General features: G+C 39.8%; 19 protein-coding genes and 1 tRNA gene. 10 read left to right on the top strand and 10 right to left on the bottom strand.

Annotated elements, in window-relative coordinates; translation table 11 throughout:
• The first annotated feature begins 137 nt into the window (after window positions 1-137).
• Window positions 138-1,547, top strand: coding sequence for a chromosomal replication initiator protein DnaA (dnaA, locus tag SOI84_RS00005; RefSeq protein ID WP_320675465.1), 1,410 nt, complete (start codon window positions 138-140; stop codon window positions 1,545-1,547).
• Between the two features lie 46 nt (window positions 1,548-1,593).
• On the opposite strand, the gene SOI84_RS00010 is transcribed toward dnaA, so the two are convergent.
• The gene (locus tag SOI84_RS00010; RefSeq protein WP_320674370.1) at window positions 1,594-2,856 is read right to left on the bottom strand and encodes a glutathione S-transferase family protein; all 1,263 of its coding nucleotides are present in this window, start codon (window positions 2,854-2,856) and stop codon (window positions 1,594-1,596) included.
• A 193-nt stretch (window positions 2,857-3,049) separates the two neighbouring features.
• Here SOI84_RS00010 and gorA point away from each other — a divergent pair, with 193 nt between their 5' ends.
• Window positions 3,050-4,411: a glutathione-disulfide reductase gene (gorA, locus tag SOI84_RS00015; RefSeq protein WP_320674371.1), complete on the top strand. Its 1,362-nt coding sequence runs from the start codon at window positions 3,050-3,052 to the stop codon at window positions 4,409-4,411.
• A 39-nt stretch (window positions 4,412-4,450) separates the two neighbouring features.
• Here gorA and SOI84_RS00020 read toward each other — a convergent pair whose 3' ends face one another.
• Entirely contained in the window at window positions 4,451-5,548 is a 1,098-nt protein-coding gene (locus SOI84_RS00020) for a calcium/sodium antiporter (protein ID WP_320674372.1), read from the bottom strand.
• Between the two features lie 287 nt (window positions 5,549-5,835).
• Between SOI84_RS00020 and pyrC the strand changes: the two genes are divergently transcribed.
• On the top strand, window positions 5,836-6,927 hold the full coding sequence (gene pyrC / locus SOI84_RS00025; RefSeq protein ID WP_320674373.1) for a dihydroorotase: 1,092 nt from the start codon (window positions 5,836-5,838) through the stop codon (window positions 6,925-6,927).
• Between the two features lie 125 nt (window positions 6,928-7,052).
• On the opposite strand, the gene SOI84_RS00030 is transcribed toward pyrC, so the two are convergent.
• Window positions 7,053-7,138, bottom strand: a tRNA-Leu gene (locus tag SOI84_RS00030).
• 94 nt (window positions 7,139-7,232) lie between these two features.
• On the opposite strand from SOI84_RS00030, the gene SOI84_RS00035 reads away from it, so the two are divergent.
• The 3 genes from SOI84_RS00035 to trpA all read left to right on the top strand — a co-directional run bounded on the left by SOI84_RS00035 (window position 7,233) and on the right by trpA (window position 8,674).
• Entirely contained in the window at window positions 7,233-7,454 is a 222-nt protein-coding gene (locus tag SOI84_RS00035) for an NAD(P)H-quinone oxidoreductase subunit L (protein ID WP_320675466.1), read from the top strand.
• Window positions 7,455-7,458: 4 nt separating this feature from the next.
• Window positions 7,459-7,782 (top strand): DUF3007 family protein, encoded by a 324-nt coding sequence (locus SOI84_RS00040; RefSeq protein ID WP_320674374.1) that lies wholly within the window; start codon window positions 7,459-7,461, stop codon window positions 7,780-7,782.
• Window positions 7,783-7,870: 88 nt separating this feature from the next.
• The gene (gene trpA, locus SOI84_RS00045; RefSeq protein WP_320674375.1) at window positions 7,871-8,674 is read left to right on the top strand and encodes a tryptophan synthase subunit alpha; all 804 of its coding nucleotides are present in this window, start codon (window positions 7,871-7,873) and stop codon (window positions 8,672-8,674) included.
• A gap of 138 nt (window positions 8,675-8,812) precedes the next feature.
• Here the strand turns inward: trpA and SOI84_RS00050 are convergent, their stop codons facing one another.
• Window positions 8,813-9,169, bottom strand: coding sequence for an AbrB family transcriptional regulator (locus tag SOI84_RS00050; RefSeq protein ID WP_320674376.1), 357 nt, complete (start codon window positions 9,167-9,169; stop codon window positions 8,813-8,815).
• A gap of 723 nt (window positions 9,170-9,892) precedes the next feature.
• Between SOI84_RS00050 and SOI84_RS00055 the strand changes: the two genes are divergently transcribed.
• Window positions 9,893-10,162 (top strand): YciI family protein, encoded by a 270-nt coding sequence (locus SOI84_RS00055; protein WP_320675467.1) that lies wholly within the window; start codon window positions 9,893-9,895, stop codon window positions 10,160-10,162.
• Here the strand turns inward: SOI84_RS00055 and SOI84_RS00060 are convergent.
• From SOI84_RS00060 to SOI84_RS00070, 3 genes are all read right to left on the bottom strand, one after another.
• Entirely contained in the window at window positions 10,138-10,428 is a 291-nt protein-coding gene (locus SOI84_RS00060; protein ID WP_320674377.1) for a c-type cytochrome, read from the bottom strand. The genes SOI84_RS00055 and SOI84_RS00060 overlap by 25 nt on opposite strands.
• Window positions 10,429-11,266: 838 nt before the next feature.
• The gene (locus SOI84_RS00065; RefSeq protein ID WP_320674378.1) at window positions 11,267-11,587 is read right to left on the bottom strand and encodes a hypothetical protein; all 321 of its coding nucleotides are present in this window, start codon (window positions 11,585-11,587) and stop codon (window positions 11,267-11,269) included.
• Window positions 11,588-11,958: 371 nt separating this feature from the next.
• On the bottom strand, window positions 11,959-12,885 hold the full coding sequence (locus SOI84_RS00070; protein WP_320674379.1) for a sigma-70 family RNA polymerase sigma factor: 927 nt from the start codon (window positions 12,883-12,885) through the stop codon (window positions 11,959-11,961).
• A gap of 206 nt (window positions 12,886-13,091) precedes the next feature.
• Between SOI84_RS00070 and SOI84_RS00075 the strand changes: the two genes are divergently transcribed.
• Window positions 13,092-13,577 carry a DUF2214 family protein gene (locus SOI84_RS00075; RefSeq protein WP_320674380.1) on the top strand — a complete coding sequence of 162 codons (486 nt, stop codon included), beginning with the start codon at window positions 13,092-13,094 and terminating at the stop codon, window positions 13,575-13,577.
• Window positions 13,578-13,663: 86 nt separating this feature from the next.
• Here the strand turns inward: SOI84_RS00075 and hisIE are convergent, their stop codons facing one another.
• Window positions 13,664-14,332, bottom strand: coding sequence for a bifunctional phosphoribosyl-AMP cyclohydrolase/phosphoribosyl-ATP diphosphatase HisIE (gene hisIE / locus SOI84_RS00080; RefSeq protein WP_320674381.1), 669 nt, complete (start codon window positions 14,330-14,332; stop codon window positions 13,664-13,666).
• Window positions 14,333-14,395: 63 nt separating this feature from the next.
• Between hisIE and SOI84_RS00085 the strand changes: the two genes are divergently transcribed.
• Together SOI84_RS00085 and SOI84_RS00090 are read left to right on the top strand one after the other, a co-directional pair.
• Entirely contained in the window at window positions 14,396-14,884 is a 489-nt protein-coding gene (locus tag SOI84_RS00085; protein WP_320674383.1) for a 6-carboxytetrahydropterin synthase, read from the top strand.
• A 97-nt stretch (window positions 14,885-14,981) separates the two neighbouring features.
• A complete protein-coding gene (locus tag SOI84_RS00090; RefSeq protein ID WP_320674384.1) occupies window positions 14,982-15,596 on the top strand; it encodes a HupE/UreJ family protein in 615 nt (204 codons plus the stop codon).
• A gap of 3 nt (window positions 15,597-15,599) precedes the next feature.
• Here the strand turns inward: SOI84_RS00090 and clpB are convergent, their stop codons facing one another.
• Entirely contained in the window at window positions 15,600-18,191 is a 2,592-nt protein-coding gene (gene clpB, locus SOI84_RS00095; protein WP_320674385.1) for an ATP-dependent chaperone ClpB, read from the bottom strand.
• A 180-nt stretch (window positions 18,192-18,371) separates the two neighbouring features.
• Entirely contained in the window at window positions 18,372-18,587 is a 216-nt protein-coding gene (locus tag SOI84_RS00100; protein ID WP_320674386.1) for a Nif11-like leader peptide family natural product precursor, read from the bottom strand.
• Between the last annotated feature and the right edge of the window lie 95 nt (window positions 18,588-18,682).

Genomic DNA, 18,682 nt, shown 5'->3' on the forward strand with positions numbered 1-18,682 from the left:
GAGAAAAGGCAGTTGGGGGAAGGTCCTATTGGCTTGGGCTAAGTCCTAGAAGCTTCTCTAGAAGAATTCGAAGTTCAAACCAAGTAATGGACTATCTACGAGAATTGCCTAGATTCCAATACTTATCTGCAAAATACGTGGTGTCAACGGGTGATGAGATTTGGTTCAAGGTTCAAAAGAGCCTTCAAAGCAATCTCAGTAAACCCACTTTTGAGACTTGGATTCGCCCTGCCCGATGCGGTGGCTTTGTTGATGGGGAGTTGAAGCTTTTAGCGCCTAACAGTTTTTCAAGTGATTGGTTGAGGAAAAATTATGTACATACTATTGAACAAGTTGTTAGGGAAATTTGTGGAAAGGATATAAGAGTTACCGTTCAAGCAAGCGAAGAAGGACAATTTGCTCAATCTTCAACGAGCGGTTTTAAAAGCGCTCCTATTGACTCAACTGTTGGCAGAAATGGTGTAACCGAAGAAAGAAATTCTTCTCAATCAATAATAAATAGCCCTAAAAGAGTTATCCCAGCTTTAAATCTTCGGTACGTATTTAATCGTTTTGTTGTTGGCCCCAATAGTCGGATGGCTCATGCAGCGGCATTGGCTGTATCTGAGGCACCAGGTCGAGAATTTAATCCATTGTTTATTTGTGGTGGAGTAGGGCTGGGGAAAACTCACTTAATGCAGGCTATTGGTCATTACCGACTGGAAATTGATCCAAAAGCAAAAGTCTCTTATGTTTCAACAGAGAAGTTTACAAATGATTTAATAGTAGCTATTAGAAAAGATGGTATGCAGGCGTTTAGGAATAGATATAGGGAAGCTGACCTAGTACTTGTAGACGATATTCAATTTATTGAAGGGAAGGAATATACACAGGAAGAGTTTTTTCATACCTTTAACGCTTTACATGAAGCTGGCAAACAAATTGTGATTGCTAGTGATCGTCCTCCTAGCCAGATTCCCAGACTTCAAGAGCGCTTAATCTCAAGATTTTCAATGGGTTTGATTGCTGATATTCAGCCTCCTGACTTGGAGACAAGAATGGCTATTTTGCAAAAAAAAGCGGAGCAAGAGCGGATGAGGCTCCCGCGCGAATTGATTCATTTCATCGCTGGAAGGTTTACTTCAAATATTCGTGAGCTTGAGGGTGCCCTTACAAGGGCAGTCGCTTTTGCTTCCATAACGGGATTGCCTATGACGGTTGAATCAGTTGCTCCCATGCTGGATCCGAATAGCCAGGGAGTTGATGTTACCCCTCAGCAAGTGATGGAAAAAGTGGCCGAGGTTTTTGAGGTAACCCAAGAGGAGATGCAAAGCACTAGTAGGAGAAGACCCGTTAGTCAGGCGCGTCAAATCGGAATGTATTTGATGCGAAAGGGGACTAATTTAAGCTTGCCCCGTATAGGAGAAGCTTTTGGGGGTAAAGATCACACTACGGTTATGTATGCAATTGAGCAGGTCGATAAGAAATTGTCTTCGGATCCAAAGATGGCAAGCCAGGTTCAGAAAATAAAGGATTTGTTGCAGATTGACTCAAGAAGTAAAACATGATATTTCGTTGATTAGTTTTTTAAGGAGTTGTTCTAGCGAGGTATATCTACTTGATCAGATTATTTCCCCTCAGAAATGGGATAGGGTTCTGATCTAATCTGTCTTTTTTAGAGATAGATGGCCCTCCGTCTGGGCCATCTAATGAAGCTGTTCTTTCTAGTGACTGTCGAAATCTCCGTGCTGCTAGGAGTGGCATGTCTCTTGGGACAGATACTCTGTCTCTTAGGTATCTCAACGCAGAGGCTGATCCTTTGTTGGGAGAAACATTAGTCTCTAGGATCATTGAAGTTAATGCAGCTCTTAATGGTTGATCAAAATATGTCGGACCAAGAGGATTTGTCGTAATTAGATTTTTTCTGTGTTTCAAAACTCTTATTAAAGCTATGTTTTGTGAGTTGCTTGTTTCTTCTACCCAGGAAGTTTCCATTTCTCCTAAGCCACTTCCAGAGTCAATCGTTTTGGAGAAGTATTGTTGGTTAGGGTTAGACTCAATCCAGCAGCCTCCCATTTGAGGAGGTAAGTCGTGAGCATGTGTATGCATGTCTCCCTGTGTACCGCGATAAACAGTATGTGCTTCGAGATTTCGTAACCATTTGTCTATTAAAGGGTGTTGTTCTCTGAGATTGAGGCCCTTGTAGTAGGCAAGTGAGGCATTCATCCTCTCTAAGTATGGAATAAAAATAATATCAGCAGTTCCTGGAATATTAAGGTTTTGCTCATTTTGCTTAGGGTCTATCCATTTCCCACCATGCTGAGCCAGATGACTTTCCATTTTGTTGGCAAGTGTGCGGAATGTCTCCTGATACCTTTTTTCTTTCTCCAAGCCAGGGGATGGAGTACATAGCCATTGACACCAAGCTTGAAAAAGTAGTCTTTCTAAGTGACGTAAATCTAGTATCTTTCGATTCATAAAGGGACTCCCTAGTGGCCCAAAAGCTTTTTCAAGAGCCATTAGAATCAGATCACTTTCAGTGATAAGTCTTTGGTCTATCTCTATTGCTGGAAGCATTCCAGTAGGAACTTTTTTTAGATACCAACCTTCTTTTTTTCCATAGCATCGCATAGTTACCTTTTTGATTCTGTATGGAATTTGCTTCCATTCCAGCCAAAGCCATATTTTTTGGCAGTAGGGGCACCATGCGTGATGATCTCGATATAGGGTTACTCGTACATTCTCTTCCTTCTTACCAAATAACCTTAGGTTTGATTGTGCATTTGTCGGGCCATGAACTCGGTCCTCTTCTTTAGAGGCATATCTTTCCAATTCTTCCCAAGGAAGAGCTTTTAGCGAAGGATTGGATGATTTCATTAGGAGCTTTTGGTTTGTTGGAACTTGATTCAGAGGTTTTGTATGATTGCCAAATGTTCCTTCCTTGAATATTAGACAACTATTAGTGGGCTCCTATCTTTTATGTTGCTAGGGCTTAATAGAAAATAGTATAAAAGGGATAGGTATTGTTTAACAATTAAAATTTGAGCATTCAACAAAATAATTTTTTATTTTGGACCATCTTTATGATTTAATCGTCCTTGGAGCAGGCTCCGGAGGCTTGGCTGCGGCTAAAAGGGCTGCGAGTTACGGGGCTAATGTGGCGATTGTTGAGGGTGACCGTGTGGGAGGCACTTGTGTTATTCGTGGGTGTGTTCCTAAGAAGCTTTTGGTTTATGGGTCAAATTATCGAGAATTGACTGAAGCCGCGTCTTCCTTTGGGGTGATTTTTAAAGAAGTTGATTTTGATGTGGCTTTATTGTTGGCAAATGTAAGAGAAGAAGTTTCTCGTCTTAATGTTTTGCATAAAACAATGTTAAAGAAAGCAGGAGTTGAATTGTTTTCTGGTTGGGGAAGTTTTTATGATCCAAATAATATTTATATTTCAAGAGATATTGGCAAAGATACTGAGAAAGTTATTTCTGGGAAACGCATTTTAATAGCTTCAGGAGGGAGGCCTTCTCGCCCATCAATACCTGGTGCTGAGTTGGGTTGGATAAGTGACGATATGTTTATGCTAGAAAAATTTCCTGAGCATGTTGTAGTTGTTGGTGCTGGCTTCATTGCTTGTGAGTTCTCATGCATTCTTCATGGATTAGGTGTTCGAGTTACTCAGTTGGTTCGAGGGAAGAGGATGTTGCGTGGGTTTGATGAGGAACTTGTTAATTACCTGCAGGATAATATGAGAGAAAAAGGAATTTCAATCATCTATGAAAACTCTCCAACAGCAATTTCTGGTAAGCGTGGAAAGTTAAAAGTATTTACTCATGATGACTCATCTATTGATTGTGGAGGGATTCTTTTTGCAACTGGACGAAAACCATACATAGAGAATCTAAGACTTCATAATGCAGGAGTCAATATAGAAGATGGCCGCATTGTTGTAGACAAGAATCAAGCTACAAATATTCCAAGTATATTTGCGGTTGGAGATGTCACCGACAAAATTAATTTGACTCCAGTTGCAGTAGATGAAGGACGAGCTTTTGCTGATAGTATTTATGGAGATTCCAACAGAGTTGTAGATCACGAATTAGTTGCGAAGGCGGTCTTTTGTGATCCGGAAATAGCTAGTGTTGGTTTAACAGAAGTAGAGGCTATAGAGACTTATGGAAAATCTAAAATTAGAATTTATAAGTCTAGGTTTAGGCCGATGTCAAAAGCTTTAGTTAAGCGGGGTTCGGGCTGCTTTTTGAAACTTGTTACTGAAACCCATTCAGGCAAAATCCTTGGCTGTCATATGGCTGGGGAACATGCGTCTGAAATTATTCAAATGGCATCAATCTCCATAGGAATGGGTGCTAAAAAGAGTGATTTCGATAAGACAATGGCACTTCATCCTACAGTGGCTGAGGAATTTGTTACTATGGTTTAACCTCTACGAATCTATTTATTAAGCTTTAACATTATGAACTTACCTAAGACTGTTTGACTTGAGATATCTCCAATAGGAAAGTGTTTGAAATATGATGATTAAAATAACAGCTGGAATAACCACGCAAGCAATTGTTATACGGAAATTATCTTGCCATTCAGGTATTGTATGAGGGAGGACTTTTTCAACTATATAGAAGATATATAAACCCAGCAATATACCCCCTTCTAGACGGCTAATTAATCCCTTTGTCCAGAAAATTGGCATGCAAGCAAGGGTTGTTAAAACCATTACTGGTAAATCTCTATTTATAATTAATTGGTCTACGTATAGCCCCTGTCCTGTTGAGACAATTGCGCTACTACTTAGTACAAGTAGTTGGTTCAAGAGACTACTGCCAATTACATTGCCAATCGCAAGGTCTGTTCTCCCTTTAAGGGCTGCAACTAAAGATGTAATTAACTCTGGCATAGAGGTTCCCGCTGAAACAATCGTCAGCCCTATAACTGTTTCACTTACCCCTAACCAAATGGCTAAATCGCTAGCACCTTTCACAAGAAGGTTTGAGCCAAAACTTAAGAGAACTATTCCGCTTAATAATAAGGTCAAGGCTTTTGCCAAATTGGTATCGCTGGTTTGAATATTTATTTCTGGTTCAGCTTCCTCTATTTCTTCAGGCTCTTCTCTTGCTGTACGTATTTCCCAAGCTGAATTAATTATTAGGGCGACTAACAAAGCTGTCCCGGATTGCCAGGTGATATGGCCTGTTGATGACATTCCCCAGACTGCGGTGGATATGGCTATTAATAACGGGACGTCCCTTCTAACTAGTCGACTTTCGACCTTTAAAGGCACAATAAGAGCACTACAACCTAAAACGACCATTACATTAAAGATATTGCTACCAACTACATTGCTTACAGCAAGTGCATCAGAGCCCTTTATTACTGAGCCCACACTTACGAATAGTTCAGGAGCACTAGTCCCAAGTGAAACTACAGTTAGGCCTATTACGAGTTGAGGAATTCCAAGAATCAAGGCGAGTGCTACTGATCCTTGGACAAAGAATTCCCCACCTCCAAATAATAAGCATATTCCTATCAGCACTTCTAAGGCTGAAAGGAGAGAGGCTGGCATAGCATTAAAATACTTTTTTGAATTCTGACTAGTTTGTCTAGATATTTCTTGTTTTGCAATGAATTAAAAGCGTTTTAAATGATGGTTTAAGAGCTTTTGAAGGGCCCAGAAATTAAAGGAAATGTTTTCTTGACTCAATCCCGCATAGTAAGTCTTCGCTTTTTCTGCAATATCTGAGGCTCTAATAGAATTAATTACTATAGTGGTCATTATGGTTTCCTCAAAAATGAAGTTGGTTCTTTATTTTTTATTGGACCATTTAGAAAGCTACCAAATACCGGATCTTTGTGGACGTTTCTCCTGAAAAAATAACTCTGATTCAGCCAGATGATTGGCATGTTCATTTAAGGGATGGATCAATTCTTAATGGTGTACTCCCTAGTACAGCTAGGACTTTCAGACGTGCAATTGTAATGCCTAACCTGAAACCACCTATAACTACAGTGGAGTCAGCGATTCAATACAAAAAACGAATTGTTTCTGCTCTTCCAAAAGGAGTTGAATTTACTCCTCTGATGACTGTTTATTTAACCGAGAATCTGTCTTCTGAAGTATTAAAAAAAGGACATCGTGAGGGGGTTTTTTTTGCCGCAAAGCTTTATCCAGCTAATTCTACGACTAATTCTTCTGATGGTGTTAGGGATTTAAGTGCAATTGACTCTTTATTGGAGACGATGGAAAATCTCGGGTTACCACTTTTAATTCATGGTGAGGTGACCGACCCTAAAATTGATATTTTTGATAGGGAGGAAGTATTTATTGATAGGCATTTGTCTTCATTGATAAGAAAACATCAAGGCCTTCGAGTTGTTCTCGAGCACATTACTACTGAACCGGCTGTTCAATTTGTAGAGTCAAGTTCTGATATGTTGGCCGCAACAATTACTCCTCATCATTTGCATATAAATCGTAATGCAATGTTTGAAGGTGGATTTCGTAGTGACTTTTATTGTTTACCAGTTGCAAAGAGAGAGCGTCATAGACTGGCCTTAAGAAAGGCTGCGACAAGTGGGAAAAGTTGCTTTTTTCTTGGGACAGATTCAGCACCTCATAGACGTCAAGATAAAGAGAGTTCTTGTGGGTGCGCAGGTATCTTTAATGCCCATTATGCGTTGGAGAGTTATGCAGAGGTCTTTGAACAGGAGTGCGCCCTTCATAACTTTGAATCTTTTGCAAGTGTTAATGGAGCAACTTTTTATGGATTACCTCTGAATACAAATTTAATTACTTTGGCTCGAAGCCCTCAGGTTGTACCAAAAACCTTTCAATTGCCAGGTTTTTGCGAGAGGGAAGAATATCTAGTTCCATTTCATGCTGGACACACTCTGAGATGGTCTGTTGTGTTTGAAGGAGCTAATCATGAAGATAGATCTGCATAGCAAAACACTTTTTTGGTTGGAACCTAATTTTTACCCAATTATTTTTTCAACTTCCAAAGTAGAAACTGAGTAGGAACTCTTATAAGTTTTCATGCATGGATTGAGGGAAAACCAAATTTTATTAATGGGGGCAGGGGGACTTGAACCCCCACATCCGTTTCGGGACTAGCGATTTTAAGTCGCTTGCGTCTACCAATTCCGCCATGCCCCCAAAATTGGGCCGGTCAAAGACCTTCAATACATCTTAGATTGAGATTAGTAAGTTGATGCGTATTGTGTCTGTTCAGACTTTTGAGACTCTTGCCATGACAAATTCTTTTGTTGTACTTGGCGCGTATGCATTTATCGGGGTTGTGTATTTAGTTGCTGTTCCACTTCTTTTGTATTTCTGGATGAACATCCGTTGGCATGAAATGGGTAAAATTGAAAGATTGAGTGTTTATGGCCTGGTCTTTTTATTTTTCCCAGGGTTGATTTTGTTTGCTCCCTTCTTAAATTTGCGTTTACAAGGTCAAAGGGAGGATTGAGATAGTGACAAGATTAGGAGTGATTCAGCTTGGGTTAGGTGTTTTTGCGCTGGGTGGACTTGGGTATTTGGTTTTTAGATTGATTGGTGTTAATGGTGGCTCTGCTGGGATTGCATCAGAAGCACTCCTCGTTTTGATTGTGCTTGGCTGGACAGGTTCCTATTTATTTCGTGTTGTTAGCGGGAAAATGACTTTTATGGAACAGCGTAAGCGTTATCGCAAAGCATATGAAGATCTAAAGACTTCTGAACTTCAAGAGCGATTTGCTTCCTTACCTAAGGATGAGCAGATTAGGCTCATGAAGGAACTTGAAAGTGATAAAGAATGACACGTAGAAGCTCCTATGAATTTGCTTCTAATATCGTTATTCTAATTAATTTCATTCTTTGAATTCTGAGAGTTATCAGGAGACCACATTGGAAAAACAATCCAAAATTCTTCGCACATTCGAGTCCCTAGCCAACCAAAAGCGAATCGCGTTGATGCCATTCCTAATGGCCGGTGACCCTGATCTGGACACGACAGCAGATGTGTTATTGGAGCTTGAGAAAGCAGGTGCCGATATGGTTGAGCTTGGTATTCCTTATAGCGATCCACTAGCAGATGGACCTGTTATTCAAGAGGCTGCTTCACGTGCACTTTTGTCTGGTACAACTCCTAAAAAAGTCTTGGGAATGTTGAGCACGCTGAAAGTTAAGTTATCGATACCAATTATCCTTTTTACTTATACCAATCCATTGTTGACTATTGGGATGGAGGAATTTTGTGCTCAGGCATCTAAATCTGGTGCGGCAGGACTTGTTGTTCCTGACTTGCCTCTTGAAGAAGCTTTGCGCCTTTCTCCTATCGCTTCATCAAATGGTTTGGATTTGATATTGCTTGTTGCTCCCACCACACCGATTGAGAGAATGAAAAGGATCGCAGAAAATAGTAAAGGTTTTACGTATTTGGTAAGTGTTACTGGAGTGACAGGTGAACGAGTGGCGATAGAAGACCGTGTAGAGGGATTAGTTAAACAACTGAAGGAATCTTCATCTTTACCGGTAGCGGTAGGCTTTGGTATTTCAGGGCCTGAACAAGTGAGTAAGGTAAGAGCTTGGGGAGCAGATGGAGCAATAGTTGGGAGTGCACTTGTCAAAAGGATTGCAAACGCATCGCTTGGCAACAAATCTCAAGAAGCAAGAGATTTTTGTCGGCAGTTAAGAGATGCTGCTGGATGAATCTGTATTGCTTTCTGGATTAATTTTTTGGTGTTTAGGCTATTAATAAAACCAATAAAAATGTCCTACCCACTATGTAGGCAGGACAGACATCTGTTTAAGGATCTTTGATGGTGTGGCGAGATTTATTTCTCGTCTTCAGCTTTCCCCTTCAGGAATTAGCCTAAAGCCTTTGCGACCCATTTTGATCTCAAAATTGTCTCCGGGCTTCAGGTCAAGTAAAGCCGTATAGGCTTTACCTATAAGGAGGTTACCATTCCCTTGAACAGTTGCTGTGTAGCTCAATTTCCTTCCACCTTTACCAACACCGCTTGAAGCTTCAGACGCAAGACTTACACCTTTTGCTTCAAGCAGAGCTTCATAGAAAGCAGTGAAGTTTAGACGTTCACCACCACTTTTCTTTGTGGATACATAACCACAAGCTTTTACTAAATCGGACTTACTTACATCACCAAGATCTTTGACTTTGGCGAGAAGTTCTTTCCCAGTGAGCATGACTATTAGAGGATCAACCTTATTAACATAGCACTAAGTTTATTAGTGGCAACTATTTTTCTCTGAAAAATGAAAGGAATAGTAGTTTTAAAAATCTGATTCACCTCGTTCTTTACCCATGAGCTGAGAGGGTGAATAAGGAATATGCATTGCTTTAATAGAGTTGTTTTCCTTGTCACTAAAAAACCTAGGATTTAGTCCAGGGGTTTGCTTAGGTAATTAAGTTCTTTGTGGATTATTTTTTCAAGCTTTAAGAGGAACTCTTTGATGATGATTGTCATCGATACCTTTAGGAAGAACTCTGGCGTGCTTTTAACCAAGCTTCTCCTCAAAGTTATCTTCTGCGTTGAGGAGAAGTAAAGCTCCCTATCCCATCTCAATTAATAGATTGCTACCCCTTGAATTATTGCCGGAAGAATTAGCTTTTTTCTAGCTTTTCAAAAGCAATAAGGCCAGTTGCTACAAGGTTCTAACCCCTCGACCTCAGAAGGAATTTATGGAAGGCGTTAGTTAATATGGTTCTCACTATTCTTCGTTATGCAGAAATTTACATGGCCGTTTCTATCTTAGACCTGCTTAATTTTTCAATTTCAATTCCTGGCTTAGTAAGTTCTGCAATTTAGTAAGCGGTGTCAGTCAGGGCTCCAGAGGCCATAGCAATTCATACTGGATATGTGCCATCATTTGTGCATTAATCTCTTGAAGATTTCATCTTTAGCTGTTATGGATAAATTTGTTCTTTGGGGTACTTACTGCGAAAATGCTCTTGAAAAGCGAACTCCTTTTCGAGAGGAACACCTTGATCGGCTTGGCAAGCTTAAGCATGAAGGCACTCTTGTCACATTAGGGCCAACTAAATGTAGTAGTTATGTTTTTGGAATATTTGAAGCTTCTACAATAGATAGAGTTAGAGAGATTCTTGAAGAGGATATTTACTGGAAAGAAGGAATTTGGACTTCATTAGAGGTTTATCCCTGGGTCCAGGCATTCTGAGCTTCGTCCCATATCCATTTTGCTACTAGCTGTACCCCATCCTCACCCAAGTCTTCTTCGTAGCCTGACATTATTCCAATACCTTCCCTTGTGATCTTGGCTATAGCTTCAGGGCTATCTATACCTCTACGTTTTAAAGCAGATATTTTTAATGTTCGACTCCTCCTAATGATATTACCTCCATTTATGTGGCAGCCTGCGCAATAGTTTTGGAAAAGTAGCTTTCCGGATTTCTCTGTGACTGCAGAAGTCTTATTAGGGACCAAAAAAATGATTGTGATTAGAACCAGTAAACTAGTGAGAAAAAGTAGTTTTTTTTGAAAAAAGTGATGGATGAAATTGAAGCTTCTATGGAAAATGCTGTTAACAATCTTCATTTTGACAATAATTTTGGATGATTGTGTTTGTAGCCCAAAGCATGATCGGAGGATCCTTTAAACGTATATATCCCTTTACCTTAGCCCTGGCTCAAATTTGGAAGCCAGATGATTTGTTGGTTTTAGCAAAGGTTTTGCAGGATGTCTTTTGTTAGCCTTCAGACTTCTGAGGGGTATTCACAGCAAAGTTTTTCTAAGCTAAAGATTTGTTGCGTGATGTTTTTTGTTGTCTTTTTTGAAAGATTTTTCATCTGCCAAGAATTCAAAGCAAGCCGATATATTAATCCACTATCACTTTGTAGGTAATAAGAGGCCCTATGACGTGATAGATGTGCTGATTTAAACAATTAGATGCTCCATTGCTAAAAATGTCTTGTTAGCTTTCGTTTTTGGATTAGAAGTGAATTCTGATCCTGTCAGGGGACTTTCTTTAAGCCTATCTGGCTCATCTAAACAAACCTTCTGAGATGAACAGGCTTCTTTTTTGATCTAATTAATGCTTGAAAAAGGGCGAAAAGATTTCTGTGATAGGAAATTTTATGTTCTTTTTTAGGCGACAATAACGTCTAAGTTAACTTGGCTTCTTTAAGGAAATCTACTTTTATTTTGCCTATGCTTCTTCCCTTGTTCGATTTAAGGATTGACCCGTTTCTTTTTTGACTTTTTGAAAAATGATGCTAACTAATCAAATAGACTCTCAGCACTAATATCGGATCCTTGATAGCTCTTAGCCCTCATAATCATCTTTGATCTCTTGGAGGATTAGATCTAGCTGGCCAAAAGGGTCATCATCTTGTTGGCTTTCTAGAACAGGGATTGCTTCTTTTTCGTTTTCCCATATGGATTCAATTTCACAAAGCCTGGCGGCAACTTTGGGTAGGCCACCTAGAAGGTATTCCCGCTCAAGCACCTCTAATAAAGCTGGCATTCTTGTGGAAATGGCTTGCAGTTTCTTACTTAGATCGGCTTGAGTTTTTCCATGTAGCTTTAACCAATCCTTAATTAGGGATGCCAACTCTTCGTTGATTTCGTTAGACCAATTAGTCATTAGCAGTTTTAAGGCAGCCAGGTGTTTAGTTCTGCTTCAGTGGTGATTATTGGGTGTTAGATGGTTGCAGCAAGCTGCTTTTAAAGCTGTTAGCACCTTTAGATTATAACTAAGAACAACGTCAGGAATCTAATCTGAGATTAGATCTAATAAATTAACACTTCAGATCATGGAGCATTGCGGAAGCCTTTGGAACTTTATTGAAGGAAGGCTTAGCTTAAAGATAATTTTTAAAGGAGGCTCTAGGTTGGAGATTTTAAGATTTCTAGACACTTTTGATGCATAAGAATTTCATGCTTGCATATCGTGAGGGAATTCTTGTTGTGTTGACTTTTTATAATACGGTTTAAAGAGGAAGCCCTAGATCGGTTCTATACGGTTGTTTCGATGAGCCCGCTTTGCATACCAGTTTTTCTAAGTTTTCGAAGAGCACGTTGAACAACCTGACGACAGTATTCACGGCTGCAGTTCATATGCCTAGCAACCTCGGCTAGTGTTCGCCATTCGTTGCTACCATCTAATCCAAACCTCAGTGTCAAAATAGTTCTTTCTTTTGGAGTTAAGTTTGAGTTATCTAGTAAGGTCCAAACCGAATCACTTCTTTCTGCTAGCTCAGCAATCTCCATTGGAGGAGTTTGTTCACTTGGAAGAATATCTACTAGTTCTGAGGGGTCTGCTTTTGACTTGACTACTCCTTGAAGACTTACTGTGACGCTTCTTAATTCACAACCGAGCAGTTCTTCTACTTCTGAAAGGGGTATTCGCATGAATTCTGCGAGTTGAGCTGAGGTAGGGGCTTGGCCATTACGTTGCATTAGACGCGATTTAGCAGCTCTAAGTTTTGTAAGCTTTTCATTTACATTTACAGGAATTCGGATTGCTCTACTTTGTGTTGAGAGAGCTCGGTTTAATCCTTGTCTAATCCACCAATATGCATAGGTTGAAAAGCGGTGACCTCGAGTTGGATCATATTTCTCAACTGCTCTAGTGAGTCCAATTGTTCCTTCTTGAATGAGATCCAGAAGCTCAAGGCCTTTCCCTTGGTAGCGTTTGGCGAGATTGACCACGAGTCGTAAGTTCGCAGTAATCATATGCTTTTTAGCTCGTTCCCCTAGCCGAATAGTTCTTTTTTCTGCGTCATTGAATTGACATGCAGGTCCTTGCCCACCGGCCAAATGACAGCGATCAGTTATTTCAACCATCGCTTGGACTTTCCTTCCCATAGTCAGCTCTTGCTCTGGGGTTAGAAGTTGGTGGCGACCAATTTCGCTGAGATATGCACTTAAGGAACTAAGCATTAGTAACTCCTCTCTTTATTGAACTTAGACCTAAAAGGTTTACTTATTTGACACGTAATAAAGAGTTCGGAATTCATATTTTGTACCTTATTTAAGTTTCCTTAAGGTTTGGACTGTTTAGTTAGTTTGCTTAGTCATATATTTCTAGGGTTGAGCGCATAATTATCTTTATCTTAGCTAGTCTTTTTATAGCTTTTTCTGTTCAAGTGTTTTTAGGAACGACTTTATACCCTGAGATCTTTAAAAGTGCTGGCGTGGCATATGTTCATTACTTAAGCTTCATGATCTGCTTTGGTGCTTTGGTTCTTGAGCGGAAGTTGCTCAAGGTTGATCCAAGCCGTTTTGAAGCAATTTCTATGGTTGTTATTGATGTCATTTATGGGTTGGCTGCTTTATTACTTTTAGGAAGCGGAGTCCTTCGAGTTTTATATTTTGGTCAGGGAAGCCTTTTCTATACGACGAATCCTCTTTTTTGGTGGAAGGTAGGAGTTTTCCTTTTTGTTGGAGCATTATCTCTTTATCCAACAATTACATATATTTTATGGGCGATTCCACTTAGCAGAGGGGAGTTGCCTCGAGTCTCAGTAAACCTTGTAAAACGTCTTGGCTGGGCAATAAACATTGAACTTTTTGGTTTTGCGTTAATCCCCTTAATGGCGACCTTAATGGCTCGTGGTGTTGGACTTCAATAAATTACTGGATTTTTATAGTAGTTTTTAAGATCATGATTTTCTTGGCTAGTAATTCTTCATAGCTTGTGGATGTGTGATAACAGAATTTATTGCCGTCTAGGTGCATTTCTTCTTGTCGCAAGAACATTTAAAACGTCTCTCCAGTTAACTCCATGAAGGGCTAGTGCGACTTGGATATGGAAAATCAAATCAGCAGCTTCTTTGGATATTTCATTCACATCATTGTCCTTACATGCCATTACAAACTCCGCCGATTCCTCGCCAATCTTTTTTAGCGTCATGTTGTCTCCACCTTTCAATAACTTGTTGGTATAGCTACCTTCTTCAGGGTTGCTAACTCTGTTCTGAATTACTTGAAAAAGTTCAGTACAGGTATCTGTTGGGGGTAAAAGAGAGGTTGATACTTTGTTTCCATCATTTAAAGAGTCTAAAAAGAAGCAGCTTCGGGCTCCAGTGTGGCAAGCTCCTGAGCCAATTTGTTTAATGCTTAGAAGCAATACATCAGCATCACAATCATGCCGCATGCCTTTGAGGATTTGCCTGTTCCCGCTTGTTTTTCCTTTGTGCCAAAGTTCTTGTCTAGAACGACTCCAGTAATGAACCTCACCAGTCTGAATAGTTAGCTCTATAGAAGCCTTGTTCATCCATGCAACCATCAAAACGGCACCATCAAGCCAATCCTGAGCGATGGCGGGTATTAATCCGTTTTCGTTAAAACGAAGTTGGTTGATGAAATTAGTTTTCATGGCAGTCATTGCTTTTCATACTAGGGAAGACTTTGTTTTTGGACCTTTTTAACTATTTCTAATCTCCTTTTGATGCCTAACTCTCCTATTGGTTATACCTGCAGCAAACACTTTGCCGAATATCCATGTACGCATCGACAATGGCGTCATCCTGGGCATTGTCGTTTTGTCCATGGATACAGTAGGGCTTTTACTTTGTGGTTTGCGGCTCAAGCTCTTGATGAATTTGGTTTCGTGGTTGATTTTTCTAGCCTGAAGCCTTTAGAGCAAAAGTTGCGACAACAATTTGACCATACTTTCTTGGTGAATTCTGATGATCCTTTGCTAGAAGATTGGCGAAGATTGGCTGAAAAGGGGGCTTTGGATCTCCGTGTAATGAATAATGTAGGGATGGAGGCTACTGCCAAGCTGGTTTGGCAATGGGCAAACGAATTTTTGTTAAGTAAAGATTTAGGTAGAACTTGCTGTTGGAAAGTTGAGGCTAGTGAGAATGACTCTAATGCAGCCTTTTTTAATGAAATACCTCTTTGGTTTAAGACACCTAAGATTTCAGAGAAATAGGTTAGTGATTAAATAGCTATTGTGATTCTCTAGCACTATCAGTTATTTGGTGGTGTTTTGTTGCTAATTCAATTGTCCATTTGCGAAGATGTATTACATGCAAGGATCTTTAGACAAGACAACCCCCACGATTGCCCAACCTTTGTTAGGTGCACTGGCATTGGTTTTTCTTTCTGTCTTTTTGATGTCGCCTGTTTATGCGCACCACCCTTTTGAGGGGCAGACAGCGTCTTTTAACTTCTTGCAAGGATTGATTAGTGGTTTAGCTCACCCTGTCCTGGGGGTTGATCATTGCCTCTTCTTGCTTTCAATAGGTTTTGCGGGCTTTTCTTCGACAAGAAAAACAATAATTTTGCTTTTAGGAACTGCTTTATTTGGATCATTATTAGGCCTCGGTTTGCCTCAAATTCCGGGTACGGAAATATTAATGGCCTTAAGCCTTGTTGTGTCTGCATTTGTTGCTATGGGACGACTTTCTCTTGGCGTCATGTTTCCTCTTTTATTTGCACATGGATATGTCCTTTCTGGTGTGATGGTGGGTGTAGAGCCAACGCCTTTATTGGCTTATTTTATTGGCTTATTTTCGAGTGAATTTCTTGTTGTTTCAGTAGGAATGTTTTTCCTTAGGTATTTAGCAGATAGGAAGAATCTTATAGCTGGAATCCTTATCGGCGTAGGTTTTGCTTTGACTTATGGACTTATTGTCGTTTAATTTTTACCTGAAGGATAGTTTCCCTGCGTCAACATCTATAACAACTCTCCCACCTTCCTCATAACTGCCAGAAAGAATTGCCTTTGCAATTGGTGTCTCTAGCTTACGTTGTACTGCACGTTTTAGTGGTCTTGCTCCATAAACAGGATCATGTCCTTCGTTCGCTAACCAATCGAGTGCTGATTCGCTGATATGTAAGTTAAGGCCTTTTTCGTCTAGCCTTTTGCTAAGTTTGTTAATCTGAATGCAAACTATCTTTCTAAGATCTTCTTTTGAAAGACTATTAAAGATGATTGATTCATCCAGCCGATTGATAAACTCAGGCTTGAAACTATTCCTCATAGCTTCTTGAACTTTATTTTCCATTTCATTTTGATATTCTTTCTTGCCAGATAGGTCGATAATTGATTGACTGCCAAGATTACTTGTAATAATTAGAATCGTATTTGTGAAATCCACTACGCGACCTTTGCCATCTGTTAGGCGTCCCTCATCAAGAATCTGTAGCATTATATTAAAAATATCTTGGTGAGCTTTCTCAATCTCATCAAAAAGAATTACCGCATATGGCCTTCTTCTTATTGCTTCCGTGAGTTGGCCACCTTTTTCAAATCCAATATATCCTGGAGGTGCTCCAATTAAGCGACTAACAGAATGTCTTTCCATATACTCAGACATGTCTATACGAACCATTGCATCTTCATTGTTGAATAATTGCTCTGACAGAGCCTTGCAAAGTTCTGTCTTCCCAACACCTGTAGGGCCAAGAAATAACAAACTTGCGATAGGTTTATTTGGGTCATTCATTCCAGCTCGAGACCGTTGGATTGAATCTGCAACTGCACCAACAGCTTTGTTTTGCCCAATCACTCTTTCCTGAAGCTTCTCCTCCAAAGATAAGAGCTTTTCGCGTTCAGACTGCATTAGCTTTGAGATAGGTATTCCGGTCCATTTCGCTATCACTTCAGCAACATCACTCTCGGTTACTTCTTCTCTGAGAAGTGTTTTTTCTCCTGAGTTACTCTCAATGGCTATCAGGCTTTCTCTTGAAAGTAGTTCTTTCTGCAGTGTCCCTAGTGTTCCATACTCTAACTCTGCTGCTTTATTTAGATCATAATTCCTCTTTGCTTGCTCTACCTCTAGTTGTACCTTTTCTATCTCCTCTTTAAGAGAAGATAATTCGCCAATAATTGCTTTTTCTTTTTCCCATTGCTTATTTAAATTCTCTTGTTGTTTTGTTAAGGTGGATAGCTCTAATTCTAATTTTCCTAATTTTTCTCTACTCGTGGAATCAGACTCGCGATTTAAAGATAACTTTTCCATCTCAATTTGTAAGATCTTTCTGTCTATTTCATCTATTTCTTCTGGTTTAGAAGTTATCTCCATCTTTAGCTTTGCAGCGGACTCGTCAATTAAGTCAATAGCTTTGTCGGGAAGGAATCGATCAGTGATATATCTCTGACTTAAGACAGCTGCTGCAACCAAGGCATTGTCAGCAATTCGTACACCATGATGCACTTCATAGCGCTCTTTTAAGCCTCGAAGAATTGAAATGGTGTCATTCGTATTCGGCTGATCAACCAATACCTGTTGAAATCTTCGCTCTAATGCAGGGTCTTTTTCAATATATTCTCGATGCTCGTTGATAGTTGTTGCGCCAATACAGCGAAGCTCTCCTCTTGCAAGCATTGGTTTTAGGAGGTTACTAGCATCCATGGCTCCTCCAGAGGCTCCTGCCCCTACTACGGTGTGAATTTCATCTATAAAAAGAACAACTTGACCTTGAGAGGATGTCACCTCTTTTAGAACAGCTTTCAGGCGTTCTTCGAATTCTCCTCGGTACTTTGCCCCCGCAACTAAAGACCCCATATCAAGAGCAATTAACTGTCTGTTTTGAAGTGCTGCTGGAACGTCTCCATTGACTATTCGTTGTGCGAGCCCTTCGACAATTGCGGTTTTGCCTACTCCAGCTTCTCCAATAAGCACTGGGTTATTTTTTGTCCTGCGACTAAGGATTTGGATGGTTCGACGGATCTCCTCGTCTCTTCCTATCACTGGATCTAGCTTCCCCTTTCGCGCAGCTTCAGAAAGGTCTCTTCCATATTTTTTTAGTGATTCATACTTTGCTTCTGGGTTTTGGTCGACCACCTTTCGGTCCCCTTTGATTTCATGGATTGCAGAATCTATTTTGATGGAGTCTCCCCCTGATTGTTTAATTAGTTGATTACCGCAACGTGTATCTTCCGAAAGCGCAAATAGGAGATGTTCGACAGAAATGAATAGGTCACCAAAGTTTTCTTTGATCTGAACGGCTCTATTGATTATCTTATTAAATGAGTCTCCAAGATAGATCGCATCTTGGCTGCTACTCATTTTTGGTAGCTTGAGAATAAACTCTTCAGTAAGTGCTTTGAGCTTTTTGATTGAAATACCTGCTTTTTCTATGATTCTTTCTATAAAAATTTTTTGCTCTAAGAGTGCTATAAGGATATGCTCAGACTCAAGTTGTTGGTGCTTAAAGTACTTTGCTTTGCTTTGAGAACAAATGATTACATCCCAAGCTTTTTCAGTAAACATCTCGGCTTTAGGTTTCACCTTGCCTCCATTAACTCTTCGTCATTATGCAGGATTTGATGGAGTTATGAGGTGGTAAACCAGAATAAAATGTTCGGGACTCACCCTAGAGTTCGGTAAACCATCAGCTGTTCAATATTTCCTTGAATTTATCAGTTTTTTGATGCCTTTTGTTTAGAGGAAGAAGTTTGTCTTAGCTGATTACCTTTTGATTGGATTAATATTGAAGCCCCTAAACCATTCTTGAACTTTTCTAGATTCCTCTGAGGTCTCTAGATCTACTTGTGTTACGGGAAATCCATTTTTTTTAGCTAAATCAATTAGATCACTATCATTTTTGCAACCATTTAACTCTCTTCTTAGAGATGCACTGTGCTCAAGGGAGTGAAGAAAGTCATTCAAGCCTTCTATTGTCATTATTGGGTAGATAGATAGTCTTATGTTCTGGTAAAAATATACTTCCCGCAATCCTTTTGTTATCTAATAGTATTTTATTAAAAATAGATGGTTCA

It is taken from the genome of Prochlorococcus sp. MIT 1341 (assembly GCF_034092415.1).
In the GTDB taxonomy this organism is placed as follows: Bacteria; Cyanobacteriota; Cyanobacteriia; order PCC-6307; family Cyanobiaceae; genus AG-363-P08.